The following is a 12,665-nucleotide window of genomic DNA, read 5'->3' as shown; positions in this document are numbered from 1 at the left end:
GCTGCGACCGGGAGTCAGGGCCGCAGTGGGGCGTTGCAGGCGGCGACCAGCGCCCGGCGGCAGGCGGTGGTGAGCGGCCGCAGCGCGGCGTCGCGCTGCTGGGCCTCGTAGCCGTTGACGGCACCGCCGGGGGCGACGTGCTCGGCGAGCGCCAGTACCTGGTCCAGCACGCTGGCCCGGGCGAACAACCGGCGGGCCCGCGGATCGAAACCGGGTGGCAGGTCCATCCCACCGTCCGGGCGGCGCAGCGCGGCCAGCGCCCCGGCCAGCTCCGGCCGCCAGTGGGCGACGTCCAGTCGGGTCAGCGCCGTGGTCGTCTCGGCCAGCGCGGTGGACAACTCGGCCTCGGCCTCGGCGGCGCTCGGCCCGGCGTGCCCGGCGGCGGGCAGCTCCTGCGGCAGCGGGTAGATCCGCCACAGCACCGTCTCGAAGGTGACCCCGGACCCGGACGTGTGCGAGCGTACTTCGGGGATGACGCCCAGCCCGCGCGCCACCACCGCCTCGCCGGCCAGCAGCGCGGCACCGGTGAACTCACCCGGACCGGGCAGGCCACGCGGGTCGCCAGGGGCCGGCAACGCCAGCCGGATCTCGTCCGGCGGCAGCTTCGCGAAGCAGGACAGCGCGTCGCGCAACGGCAGGTCGGTCCAGGCACCGGGCGCGTCGGCGACCAGATGCTCCTCGTCGCCGGCTATCTCGTCGGCTATCTCGTCGTACGGCACCAGGCCGGCGCGCCACGCGCGCACCCAGGCCACGAACCGGCTGGAGCGGCGCGTCGCGAGGGTCGCCGCGCCTGCTGCGGGGGACATGCACGCTAGGGTACGTGCCGCGCTGCCGGTTGTCTCGACACCGGGCGGCAGGTCACCGTCGGGGGTGTCCGGTCGGCGCGTCGGCGGGCCACCGCCAGCCGATGCGGTTAGCCTGCCCGACGTGGGTGGTGACCGGCGGTACGGCGACGACGTGTTGGCGGGCAACTGGCGCCGACGTCGGGTGGTACCGGAGGTCGACGCCGAGCCGGACCTCGTGGTGGAGGACGCCGACTCCGGTTTCTGCGGTGCGGTCGTCGGCTTCGAGTCCGGCGCGGTGACGCTGGAGGACCGGCACGGCCGCCGGCGGCATTTCCCGCTGGTCCCGGCCGGTTTCCTGCTGGACGGCCAGCCGGTGACGCTGCGCCGGCCGCCCCGCGAGCCGGCCGCGCCCCGGCAGCGGCAGCGCACCGCCTCCGGGTCGGTCGCGGTCGGCCACCGGCCGGCCCGGGTGGCCCAGGCCAGCCGGATCTGGGTGGAGGGGGTGCACGACGCCGCGCTCATCGAGCGGATCTGGGGCGACGACCTGCGGGTCGAGGGTGTCGTCGTCGAACCGTTGGACGGCATCGACGGCCTGGCCGCAGCGGTGGCCGATTTCGCGCCCGGCCCGCAGCGCCGGCTCGGCGTGCTGGTCGACCACCTGGTCCCCGGGTCCAAGGAGAGCCGGGTCGTCGCCACGGTCACCTCGCCGTACGTGCTGGTCACCGGGCATCCGTACGTGGACGTGTGGCAGGCGGTCAGACCGGACCGGATCGGGTTGCGCCAGTGGCCCCGGATCCCGCCCGGCCAGCCGTGGAAGGAAGGCGTCTGCGCGGCGGTCGGCGTGGCCGATCCGGCGCAGCTGTGGCGCCGGATCCTGTCCAGTGTGCACAGCTATCAGGATGTGGAGACGCCGCTGATCAACGCGATGGAGCGGCTGATCGACTTCGTCACCGTACCGCCGCAGTGAGCCGCCGCACCGTCTCAGTGAGCCGACCGCGCCACAGCAGTGGGGTGCGCGGGCGGCCGGTCAGCCGAGGTCGTCCGGGTCGCGGGTGAGGACGAAGGTGGCCAGGTCCAGCGCCGTCGGGGTGCCGGTCGGTCCACGCCGTACGGTGAGGATCTCGCCCTGCTGGGCGCCGCTGCGGCCCTGCCAGCGGTCCGCACCCGCCGCGACGAACCGCGACGTCACCGGGTGCACCGGCCCGAGCAGGGTGAGGACCAGCTCGGCGGCGTCGGCGTCCCAGGAGACCTGCATCTCCCGTCCCATCCACCACCACCGGCCGCAGATCGCGTCGATCTCCGGCGGCGGCGCCGTGCCCGGCCGCCACGGCTGTGGCGCGACCGGTTCCCGGTCGAGCACCCCGGCCAGCACCCGGAGCCCCAGTTCGCGGATGGTGCCCCGGGCGAAGCCGTACGAGTTGGCGAAAGTGACCACGCCGGTGCCGGTGGCGCGGTGTACGGCGAGCAGCGCCACGTAGCCGGGCATCGAGCCGCCGTGGCCGGCGAAGACCCGCTCGCCGACCCGGTACAGCTCGGGGCCGAGCCCGTGGCCGCCGGTCCACCGGTGCGGGTCGTTGATCGCCACCGGCAGGCACATCTCCGCCATCGTGTCGGGGTCCAGCACCGCCGGGTCCGGGTCGGCGAGGAACGCCGCCCACCGGCTCAGGTCGGTGACGGTGGACCAGAGCTGGCCGGCGGGGGCCATCGCCCGGGTGTCGGTACGCGGCTCCTCGCGCAGCGTGCCGTGCCACGGGTGCACCACGTAGCCGGCGGCGTACGGGGCGGTGGCGTGGTACGTGGTGCGGGTCATGCCGAGCGGGCCGAGCAGGTCGGTGGCGACCAGTTCGGCCCACGGCGTGCCGGTGATCCGCTGCAGGGCGGCGCCGAGCAGCCCGTACGCCAGGTTCGAGTAGTGGTACGTACGGTGCGGCGGGAAGGCCATCTTGTCCGGTCCGAGCCCGGCCAGCAGGGTGGCGACGTCGGTGCCGGTGCTGCGTTCCCACCAGCCGTCACTGTCCGGTTCGCGTTGCAGGCCGGCGGCGTGGCCGAGGAGCTGGCGCAGGGTGATCCGCTCGTACGGGGCGTCCGGCAGGTGGTCACGGAGCCGGTCGTCGAGGTCGAGCCGGCCGGCGTCGCGTAGCCGCAGCACCAGGGTGGCGGTGAAGGTCTTGGTGATCGAGCCGATCCGGTACTGCAGGTCCGCGTGGGGTGCCGGGTGGTCACCGGCGGCCGCGACGTGCACCAGCCGCCGGTCCCGGAGCACGCCGAGGACGACGGAGGGTGCCCGGCCGGACGACTGGGTCTCGGCGACTGCGGTGTCGATCATGCTGATGGTGTCGGGGGACAGGGGTGCGGACACGCGTACCTGCTCCTTGCTCGTGACTCAGGCAGAAGGGATCGTGACTCAGTGTGGCCGGATCGGTCCGGCTCACCGATAGCTGCCCGATTTGTCGGGTTGAGGGTCGCCGGTGGTGCGCGTACATGTCACGATCGGTGTGTGGAACCCGTCCTGTGGATCGTATTGGGCGTCGTGCTCGCGGTCGCGGAATTATTCACCGCGACGCTGTTCCTCGTCATGTTCGCAGCCGGCGCGTTCGCCGCGGCGATCGCCGCCGCTCTCGGCGCCCCGGTGGCCGCCCAGGCCCTGGTCTTCGCCGCCGTCTCGGCGCTGACCGTGGTCGCCGTCCGGCCGGTCATCCAGCGGCACCGGCAGTCCGCGCTCAGCGGTGGCGAGGAACCGTTCGGCGTGCAGGCGATCGAGGGTGCATCGGCGCTGGTGCTGGAGCGGGTCGACGCCGACGGCGGCCAAGTCAAGATCGACGGCGAGTTGTGGAGCGCCCGCTCGTACGACGGCACCCAGGTCTTCGCCCCCGGCGAACGGGTACAGGTGATCCAGGTCAAGGGCGTCACCGCGCTCGTCTGGCGGGACGACGTCACCGGCGGCGGACCGGCATGAACACCCCGGGCCGGCATCAACATCCCGAGCCGAGAAGGTGAACGACGATGGACTTAGTGATCGCGGTGCTGGTCGGGGCGGTCGCCCTGATCACGGTGATAACCCTGATCCGGGCGGTGCGGATCGTCCCGCAGCAGCGGATGGACCTGGTCGAACGGCTCGGCCGGTACCAGCGCACCCTGACTCCCGGTCTCAACCTGCTCGTCCCGTTCGTCGACACCGTACGGGCCAAGGTCGACATGCGGGAACAGGTGGTCAGCTTCCCGCCCCAACCGGTGATCACCTCGGACAACCTGGTGGTGTCGATCGACACCGTCCTGTACTTCAAGGTCGTCGACCCCCGGGCCGCCACCTACGAGATCGCCAACTTCCTGCAGGCGATCGAGCAGCTCACCGTCACCACGCTGCGTAACGTCATCGGCTCGCTCGACCTGGAGCGGGCGCTGACCAGCCGCGAGGAGATCAACCAGCACCTGTCCGGTGTGCTGGACGAGACCACCGGCCGGTGGGGCATCAAGGTGACCCGGGTGGAGATCAAGGCGATCGAGCCGCCGCCGAGCATCCGCGACTCAATGGAGAAGCAGATGCGCGCCGAGCGGGACCGCCGCGCCGCGATCCTCACCGCCGAGGGGCACAAGCAGTCGCAGATCCTCGGCGCCGAGGGCGAGAAGCAGGCCGCGGTGCTGCGCGCGGACGGTGACCGGCAGGCCCGGATCCTGCAGGCCGAAGGCCAGGCCAAGGCGATCCGGACCGTCTTCGACGCCATCCACCAGGCCAATCCGAGCCAGAAGGTGCTCGCCTACCAGTACCTGCAGGCGCTGCCGCAGATCGCCAACGGCCAGTCCAACAAGATGTGGATCGTCCCGGCCGAGCTGACCAAGGCACTCGAAGGTCTGGGCGGGGCGCTCGGCGGGCTCAGCCAGATGGTCGGTGACGCGCCGTCGCAGGAGGTCGACTCCAGCGCCGTGGAGCGGGAGGCGGCCGAGGCGGCCGAGGCCGCCGCCGCCGAGGCGCAGCGGGTCAACGACGAGGTGCGGGCCGCCGAGCAGGTCACCAGCGGCGGTACGGCGGCCGGCGGCGCCAAGGCCAGGCCGGCCGGGCTGCCCGCGCCCGAGCCGGTGCCCGCGTCCGAGCTGCTCGGCGAGCTGAACTCCGAGCAGCAGCGCCCGCAGGCCGAACACGGCTGACCCGCAGCCGGGGCCCGGCCCGAGCCGATCGGGGCCGGGCCGGGCTGACCCGACCGGCTGAAATCCGAGGAACCCGCGCGTACCGCCGCCGTCGGCTGCCACGATCGGTCGGTCAGTGAGGACAGCCGACGGGGCCCGGGCGGCCCCGCAGCGCGGGGGAGGCGACACCGTGACGCGTGCCGTCAGGAACACCCGGCCCCGGACCACCGCGTCCAACGCCGGCCGGTCCGGTCCGGTTCGGGTGGTCTCCCGCAGCGACGCCGGGGTCGCCGTGGTGGCCGCCGCCGCACCGGAGAACACCCCGGTCGGCCCGGCCACCAACGCCGCCTGGGCATGGTCGATCCGTCGGTTCAGCCGGGTCGCCATCTGGACGTTGCCGGCGTACGCGATCGCGTTCGGGATCGGCAGCCTGAGCGGACTGCGCGGCGGCGGCCCGGCACCCGACCTGGTCGACGGCCGGCCGGCGTACCTGGTCTCCTGGGTGATCGCCAGCTGGCTGGGGCTGGTCGCGTTGGTGGCGATCGCCGGGATCCACGCCGCCGCCCGCAGCCGGGGCACCGCCGTTTCCGCGTTGCTGGTCGGCCTGGCCGGTACGGCGTCGACGGTGCCGTTCGTCGGGCTGCCCGACGGCACCGCCGTCTACGGCACGTCGGCCCGGTCGATCGCCCTGGTCGGCGCCGCACTGTACAGCCTCGGCTGGCTGCTCGCCGGTGCCGCGGTGCTGCGTTCGGAGCTGTTCAACCGGCTCGACGGCTGGCTGCTGATCGTCGCGTCCCCGCTGCTCGGGCTCGTCGGGCTGCTCTCCGGGCCGCTGCAGACCGTCGGCGCGGTCCTCACCCTGACCGCCGGGATCGGTCTGGCCTGGTCCGCCGGCCGGATGGTGCCCAGCGTGCAGGCGCCGTCAACCGCCCCGGCCCGCGCCTGACAACCGGCCAGCCAGGCCTGCCGGCAGCACCACCCCGGCCAGCTCCCGTCAGGCCGGGTCGTCGCGGCACAGCTCCCAGAAGGCGACCGCCGCCGCCGTCGCCACGTTGAGTGAGTCGACACCGCGCCGCATCGGCACCGCCACCCGTACGTCGGCGGCCTGGACCGCCGCGGTGCTCAACCCGGGCCCTTCCGCGCCGAGCAGCAGCGCCGGCCGCGCCCGGGCCGCGGCGTCCAGCCGCTGGACCGGCACCGCGTCCGGTGCCGGGGTCATCGCGAGCAGCCGGAACCCGGCGGTACGGATGGTGGCCAGCGCCGCCGGCCAGGCCGCCGCCCGGGCGTACGGCACCGCGAACACCTCGCCCATGCTGACCCGCACTGACCGCCGGTACAGCGGATCCGCGCAGGTGGGGGAGAGGACCACGGCGTCCATGCCGAGCGCCGCCGCGCTGCGGAACAGCGCACCCAGGTTGGTGTGCGTGTTGATCCCTTCGCAGACAACCAGCCGGCGGGCCCGGTCGAGCACCTCGTCCAGGCTGGGCAGGGCCCGGCGGTGGAACGAGGCCAGCACCCCTCGGTGTACGTGGAATCCGGTGATCGACTCCAGCACCGCCGGGGTCGCCGCGTAGACCGTCGCCTCCGCCGGCAGTTCGGCGAGCTGGTCGACCCGCTTGGCGTCGACAAGCACCGACCGTAGCCGGTAGCCGGCCCGCAGGGCCCGCCCGATGACCAGCTCGCCCTCAGCGATGAACAGGCCGTTCGGCGGCTCCCACCGGGTCCGCAGCTCGACGTCGGTCAGCGCCCGGTAGTCGGCGATCCGCTCGTCGTCCGGGTCCATGATCTCCGTTGTTGGCACACCGGGCATTGTGCCGGTCGCCGGGGTAGCGTACTGCGGGTGTTCCCGACCGTCCGTGAGGTGCTGGCGCTCGACCCGGTGCGCAACGGCGGACCCCGGGTGGTCGCCGCCGAGGAGGGCCTGGACCGACCGGTGCGCTGGGTGCACGTCACCGAGGTGCCGGACATCGCCAGCCTGCTGCGCGGCGGCGAGCTGGTGCTGACCACCGGGATCGGGCTGCCCGCCGACGACGCCGGCGTGCGGGCCTTCATCGCCGACCTGGCCGAGGTAGGTGTCGCCGGTCTGGTGGTGGAGCTCGGCCGCCGCTACCACGGCGGGGTGCCGAAGGTGATGGCCGCGGCCGCGCACCGGCACGGGCTGCCGCTGGTGGAGCTGCGCCGGGAGACTCCGTTCGTGCTGATCACCGAGGCGGTGCACGCCCTGATCGTGGACGCCCAGCTGGCCGAGCTGCGGGCCACCGAGGAGATCCACCAGCGGTTCACCGAGCTGTCCGTGGAGGGCGCGGAGGCCACCGAGGTGGTACGTCAAGCGGCCGAGCTGGCCGGTGCACCGGTGGTGCTGGAGAACCTGTCCCGCCGGGTGCTGGCCTATCACACCGCCGGGGAGAACCCCCGGCTGCTGCTGGACGGCTGGGAGCAGCATTCGCGCCGGATCCAGCCGACCGGGCGTACCGCGTACCACGCGGACACCGGTTGGCTGGTGACCATGGTCGGCGCCCGGGGCCAGGACTGGGGCCGGCTGCTGCTGCGCTGCCCGGCTGCCGGGCCGGGTGTCTCGGGCGGGTTCAGCGGGTCGGGCGGGCCGCCGCTGCGGTGGTCGATCCTGCTCGAACGGGCCGCGTCGACCCTGGCGTTGGGCCGGCTGATCCGCCGCGACGCCGAAGGTCTGGAGCGGCAGATTCACCGGACGCTGCTGACCGCGCTGCTGGACGGGTCGCAGCCGGTCGACGAGGTGGCGATGCGGGCCCTGGCGCTCGGCGTCGGCCTGGACCGGCGGCATCTGGTCGGCGTTGCGGTCCGGTTCCGCGACGCCGGTTTCGACGCCGCCGGTGCCGCTGGCGCCGTCAGATCGGCTGGGTCTGCCGGGCCGGCCGGGTCCACCGGGTCGACTGTCGCGGTGCCGTCGGCCGACAGCGCCGAGACGGTCCAGGCCCGGCTGCGCGACCTCGCCGAGACGGTCGGCCTGGCGTTGCGGGAAGCCGGGCTGACCGGCCTGGCCAGCCCGTTGGACGAGCATGCGGTCGGCGTACTGCTGGCGGTCCGCGACGCCACGGCGGCGGACCCGGCGCTGGACGGTCTGCTGGCCGCGCTGCACCGGTTGCGCCGGTCCGAGCCGGTGCCGGTGGTGGTCGCTGCCGGCAGCGGGGTGGACGGCGTCCGGGAGGCCCGGCGGACCCTGGTCGAGGCGCGCCAGGTGGCCGAGGCCGGCCGCCGGGACCGCCGCGCCGACCAGGTGCTGCGGCTGCCGGACGTCGGCCTGGCCGGGCTGCTGCACCTGCTGCGGGAGGAACCCCGGTTGCAGGTCTTCGTCGAGCGTGAGCTGGGCCCGCTGCTGGCGTACGAGGCCCGTCATCCCCGGCAGCGGATGCTGGCCACGCTGCGGGCGTACCTGGAGCACGGCCGCAACAAGTCGGCGGCGGCCGCGGCGGTGCACCTGTCCCGGCCGGCGTTCTACGAGCGGTTGACCCGACTGGGGCAGATTCTCGGCGTCGACCTGGACTCGGTGCAGACGTGCCTGTCGCTGCACGTCGCGGTGCTGGCGCTGGACGAGGTACGGGCCCGCCCACCGGCCTGACCGGTCGCGGGACTGACCGCCCGCCTGGCCTGTGGGGCTGGCGCCGTACCGGGTCGAAGGTCCTGAATCTTCGGGACCTTGAGCCACCGCCTCCCATATACCCCCCGGGGTATGTTTGGACTGAATCCGGCAACCGTGAACCAGCCGCCGAAGGAGGTCCCGGGCATGTTCTTCGCCCAGTACTACCTGGACTGCCTGTCCCAGGCGTCCTACCTGATCGCCGACGAGACCACGAAGCGCGCCGTCGTGGTCGACCCGCGTCGCGACGTCACCGAATACCTGGCCGACGCGCAGGCGCACGGCCTCACCATCGAAGGCGTCGTCAACACCCACTTCCACGCCGACTTCATCGCCGGCCACCTGGAACTCGCCGCGCGCACCGGCGCGTGGATCGGCTACGGCCGGCAGGCCGAGGCCGACTACCCGATCCGCAAGCTGGCCGACGGGGACCGGATCAGCCTCGGCGACGTGACCCTGGAGATCATGGAGACCCCCGGGCACACCCCGGAGTCGATCAGCATCCTGGTGTACGAACACGCCGACGACCCGGTCGCGTACGGCGTACTCACCGGCGACGCGCTGTTCATCGGCGACGTCGGCCGGCCCGACCTGCTGGCCTCGCTCGGCGTCACCGCCGACGAACTCGGTCGGATGCTCTACGACAGCGTGCAGCACAAGCTGATGACGCTGCCCGACCCGGTGCGGGTCTTCCCGGCCCACGGCGCCGGATCGGCGTGCGGCAAGAACCTGTCCACCGAGCGCTCGTCGACCATCGGCGAGCAGCGGGCCACCAACTACGCCTGCGCCCCGATGGACGCCGAGCAGTTCCTGGCGATCGTCACCGCCGGCCAGCCGGCCGCCCCGGCGTACTTCGGCTACGACGCGGTGCTCAACCGCCGCGACCACGCCCTGTTCGACGTCACCGCCGCACCCACGCCGCTGAACCCGGCGGAGTTCGTCGCCCGGCAGGCCGCCGGCGCCGTCGTGGTCGACGCCCGCGACCCGCAGGAGTACGCCGCCGGCCACCTGCAGGGGGCGCTGAACGTCCCCGCTGACGGCCGGTTCGCCGAGACCGCCGGCACCGTGCTGGCCCCCGGCACACAGATCCTGGTGGTCGCCCCGCAGGACCGCGAGGAGGAGATCGTCACCCGGCTTGCCCGGATCGGTTTCGACACCGTCGCCGGCTACCTGCGCGAGCCGGAGCAGGCGTTCCTGCAGATGGTCGACCAGCTGACCCGGGCGAGCCGGCTGACCGTGGCGCAGTTGGCCGCCGCACTCGACGGCGAGCAGCCACCGGTGGTGCTCGACGTGCGCAACGCCAGCGAGCGGGCCGCCGGGGTGATCGACGGTGCGCGTGAGCCCGGGGTCATCGAGGGTGCGCTGCACATCCCGCTGGCCGAACTGTCCCGGCGGATCGCCGAGGTGCCGGCCGACCGGCCGGTGGTGGTGCACTGCGCCGGCGGATACCGCTCGTCGGTCGCGGCCAGCCTGCTGCGGGCCAACGGCCACCCGGACGTCTCCGACCTGCTCGGCGGCTACCAGGCCTGGCGGGCACTGCGTCAGCCGGTCGGCACCGTCTGAGCCCTCGGCCATCTACCTACCAGTGAAAGGGTATCAACGATCATGAGCGACACCGTCTCCGTACCGGCTCCGGCACCGCGACTGCCGTTGATCGGCGACCGGGCACCCGACTTCACGGCGGAGAGCACCCACGGCCCGGTCCGGCTGGCCGACTACGCCGGCCGCTGGCTGGTGCTGTTCAGCCACCCGGCCGACTTCACCCCGGTCTGCACCACCGAGTTCGTCGCCTTCGCCGAACTGGCCGACGAGTTCGCCGCCCGCGACGTGGCGTTGCTGGGCAACTCGGTGGACTCGGTCTTCAGCCACCTGGCCTGGACCCGGTCGATCCACGACAAGCTCGGCGTGCGGATCCCGTTCCCGATCATCGCCGACCTGGACATGGCGGTGTCGCACGCGTACGGGATGCTGCATCCGAACACGTCCGGTACGGCGGCGGTGCGGGCCGTGTTCGTCATCGACGCCGAGCAGATCGTCCGGGCGGTGCTGTACTACCCGATGAACGCCGGCCGGATGATCCCGGAGATCCTGCGGCTGGTCGACGCGCTGCAGACCGCGGACCGTGACGGGGTGTCCTGCCCGGCGAACTGGCGACCTGGTGACGACGTGGTGCTCGGTGCGCCGCGTACCGAAGCCGACCTGGACGCGCGGCTGACCGACGACACGGTCAAGCTGACCGACTGGTACCTGGCCACCCGGCCGGCCCGGGGCTGACCCGGCGACCCTGCCCGGGGCCCGGCGACCCACCGGGCCCCGGCGGATCGCCGGGGCCCGGCGTCAGGCCGGTCCGTCGGGCTCCGGCGTCAGGCCAGGGAGAGGAACAGCTTCTCCATCTGCTCCAGGCTGGCCTTGCGCTCGGTGACGTCGGCGTCGGGGCCCATGCACTGTTCGAGCCCACTGGCGATGACCTTGAAGCCGGCCCGGTCGAGCGCCCGGGAGACGGCGGCGAGCTGGGTGACCACCTCGGCGCAGTCCCGGCCGGACTCCAGCATCGCGATGATGCCGCGGATCTGCCCTTCGGCCCGGCGTAGCCGCTTGACCACGTCCGCCGTGGTGTTCTCCTCGACCTGCATGGCGAGTTCCTCCTGGTCCGGGGTCTCCCGCTGGTGCTTCCGGGCCTACCCAACTGGGTTTACACGATACACCCGGGGGTATCACTTGCAGATGTACGTTCATTCGAACATACTGGGTCCGTAGATACCCCCAGGGGTATGCGCGAGAGCGGAGGAGCACCCGTGGAACTCATCTCATTCCGTACCCCCGGCCTCGGCGACCAGTCCTACCTGCTGGTCCACGAAGGCAAGGGGGTGCTCGTCGACCCGCAGCGCGACATCGACCGGTTCCTCGACGCCGCCGCCGAGCGCGACGTCGACCTGCGGTTCGTCCTGGAGACCCACCTGCACAACGACTACGTCTCCGGCGGGCCGCAGCTTGCCCGGCGCACCGGCGCCGAACTGGTCCTGCCGGCTGGCGCGGCACCGACCTACCGGCACACGCCCGCCTTCCACCTCGAGGACATCAAGGCCGACAACCTCACCCTGCGTCCCGTCCACACCCCCGGTCACACCCCGGAACACACCAGCTACCTGGTGCTGATCGACGGTGAGCCGGTCGCCGTCTTCTCCGGCGGCAGTCTGCTCGTCGCCTCCGCCGGCCGACCCGACCTGCTCGGCCCCGACCGGGCCCGCACCCTGGCCCGGCTGCAGCACGGCTCGCTGCACCGCCTCGCCGGCCTGCCCCGGGCCGTCGAGCTCTATCCGACCCACGGTGAAGGCTCGTTCTGCACCGCCACCGGCGCCGGCCGGTTCATCTCCACCATCGGCGACGAGGTCGACACCAATCCGCTGCTCGGCATCGGCGACCCGGAGACGTTCGCCGACCGGCTGCTCGCCGAGCCGATGCCGATCCCGGCCTTCTACCAGTACATGGGCCCGGCCAATCTGCGTGGCGGCGAGCCGATGCCGGCCGTCGAGATCCCGGAGATGACCGCCGCCGACCTGCCGACCACCGACGACGCCCAGTTGCTGGACATCCGGCCCCGACCCGCCCAGGCCGCCGGCCTGCTGCCCGGCTCCGTCGGCATCGAGCTCACCGACGACTTCGGCAGCTGGGCTGGCTGGCTGCTGCCGTACGGCGCACCCGTCGTGCTGATCGCCGAACCCGGCCAGGACGTCACCGAAGCCGTCGTCCAGCTGGCCCGGATCGGGCTCGACACCGTCCAGGGCGTCCACCGGCCGGCCCCCGCCGACCAGCTCGGCCCCGGCTACGAACTACTCGACCTGGACAGCTTCCGGCAGCGGCTGGCCCAGCCCGACGCACAGCTGCTCGACGTACGGATGCCGAGCGAGCGGGCGCAGGTCAGCTGGCCTGGGTCGGTCGAACGCTTCCTCGCCGACCTGGTCACCGACGGCATCCCCGCCGAACTCGACCCGCAGCGACCGGTCCTCGTCGCCTGCGGCAGCGGACGGCGGGCCGCCATCGCCGCCAGCCTGCTGGTCCGCGCCGGCCACCGGCCCGCCGTGCTCAGCGGGGCCGGCGTCGCCGACCTGGCCACCGAATCCTGACCACCACCGCACGACCCCGAA

At 73.3% G+C, this 12,665-nt stretch carries 12 protein-coding genes; 8 read left to right on the top strand and 4 right to left on the bottom strand.

The window, feature by feature from the left end:
* Nucleotides 1-14 precede the first annotated feature (14 nt).
* Nucleotides 15-806, bottom strand: a complete 792-nt coding sequence (locus tag ACN27J_RS07665) for a hypothetical protein (RefSeq protein WP_123602363.1) — start codon at nt 804-806, stop codon at nt 15-17.
* 121 nt (nt 807-927) lie between these two features.
* Between ACN27J_RS07665 and ACN27J_RS07660 the strand changes: the two genes are divergently transcribed.
* On the top strand, nt 928-1,752 hold the full coding sequence (locus ACN27J_RS07660; RefSeq protein WP_421364777.1) for a DUF3097 domain-containing protein: 825 nt from the start codon (nt 928-930) through the stop codon (nt 1,750-1,752).
* A 60-nt stretch (nt 1,753-1,812) separates the two neighbouring features.
* Here the strand turns inward: ACN27J_RS07660 and ACN27J_RS07655 are convergent, their stop codons facing one another.
* The gene (locus ACN27J_RS07655; protein ID WP_421372141.1) at nt 1,813-3,111 is read right to left on the bottom strand and encodes a serine hydrolase domain-containing protein; all 1,299 of its coding nucleotides are present in this window, start codon (nt 3,109-3,111) and stop codon (nt 1,813-1,815) included.
* 171 nt (nt 3,112-3,282) lie between these two features.
* On the opposite strand from ACN27J_RS07655, the gene ACN27J_RS07650 reads away from it, so the two are divergent.
* The 3 genes from ACN27J_RS07650 (at nt 3,283) to ACN27J_RS07640 (ending at nt 5,853) form a co-directional block, all read left to right on the top strand.
* On the top strand, nt 3,283-3,741 hold the full coding sequence (locus ACN27J_RS07650; protein ID WP_278169839.1) for an NfeD family protein: 459 nt from the start codon (nt 3,283-3,285) through the stop codon (nt 3,739-3,741).
* Between the two features lie 47 nt (nt 3,742-3,788).
* Complete coding sequence (locus ACN27J_RS07645) at nt 3,789-4,928, top strand: SPFH domain-containing protein (protein ID WP_421364776.1); 1,140 nt, start codon at nt 3,789-3,791, stop codon at nt 4,926-4,928.
* A gap of 169 nt (nt 4,929-5,097) precedes the next feature.
* Nucleotides 5,098-5,853: a hypothetical protein gene (locus ACN27J_RS07640; RefSeq protein WP_421364775.1), complete on the top strand. Its 756-nt coding sequence runs from the start codon at nt 5,098-5,100 to the stop codon at nt 5,851-5,853.
* Between the two features lie 48 nt (nt 5,854-5,901).
* Here the strand turns inward: ACN27J_RS07640 and ACN27J_RS07635 are convergent, their stop codons facing one another.
* Nucleotides 5,902-6,708: a TrmH family RNA methyltransferase gene (locus tag ACN27J_RS07635; protein WP_421364774.1), complete on the bottom strand. Its 807-nt coding sequence runs from the start codon at nt 6,706-6,708 to the stop codon at nt 5,902-5,904.
* A gap of 39 nt (nt 6,709-6,747) precedes the next feature.
* Here ACN27J_RS07635 and ACN27J_RS07630 point away from each other — a divergent pair, with 39 nt between their 5' ends.
* From ACN27J_RS07630 to ACN27J_RS07620, 3 genes are all read left to right on the top strand, one after another.
* Nucleotides 6,748-8,502: a PucR family transcriptional regulator gene (locus ACN27J_RS07630; protein ID WP_421364773.1), complete on the top strand. Its 1,755-nt coding sequence runs from the start codon at nt 6,748-6,750 to the stop codon at nt 8,500-8,502.
* Nucleotides 8,503-8,667: 165 nt separating this feature from the next.
* Nucleotides 8,668-10,083, top strand: coding sequence for a rhodanese-like domain-containing protein (locus ACN27J_RS07625; RefSeq protein ID WP_421364772.1), 1,416 nt, complete (start codon nt 8,668-8,670; stop codon nt 10,081-10,083).
* 42 nt (nt 10,084-10,125) lie between these two features.
* On the top strand, nt 10,126-10,794 hold the full coding sequence (locus ACN27J_RS07620; RefSeq protein ID WP_421364771.1) for a peroxiredoxin: 669 nt from the start codon (nt 10,126-10,128) through the stop codon (nt 10,792-10,794).
* An 89-nt stretch (nt 10,795-10,883) separates the two neighbouring features.
* On the opposite strand, the gene ACN27J_RS07615 is transcribed toward ACN27J_RS07620, so the two are convergent.
* Nucleotides 10,884-11,153 (bottom strand): metal-sensitive transcriptional regulator, encoded by a 270-nt coding sequence (locus tag ACN27J_RS07615; RefSeq protein ID WP_421364770.1) that lies wholly within the window; start codon nt 11,151-11,153, stop codon nt 10,884-10,886.
* A 162-nt stretch (nt 11,154-11,315) separates the two neighbouring features.
* Between ACN27J_RS07615 and ACN27J_RS07610 the strand changes: the two genes are divergently transcribed.
* Nucleotides 11,316-12,644, top strand: coding sequence for an MBL fold metallo-hydrolase (locus ACN27J_RS07610; protein WP_421364769.1), 1,329 nt, complete (start codon nt 11,316-11,318; stop codon nt 12,642-12,644).
* Nucleotides 12,645-12,665 lie beyond the last annotated feature (21 nt).

Origin of the sequence: Solwaraspora sp. WMMB762, assembly GCF_049179115.1 — a bacterium.
GTDB lineage: Bacteria > Actinomycetota > Actinomycetes > Mycobacteriales > Micromonosporaceae > Micromonospora_E.
Note: the sequence above shows the minus strand (reverse complement) of the source record. Positions and strands in the feature narration are given on the sequence as shown.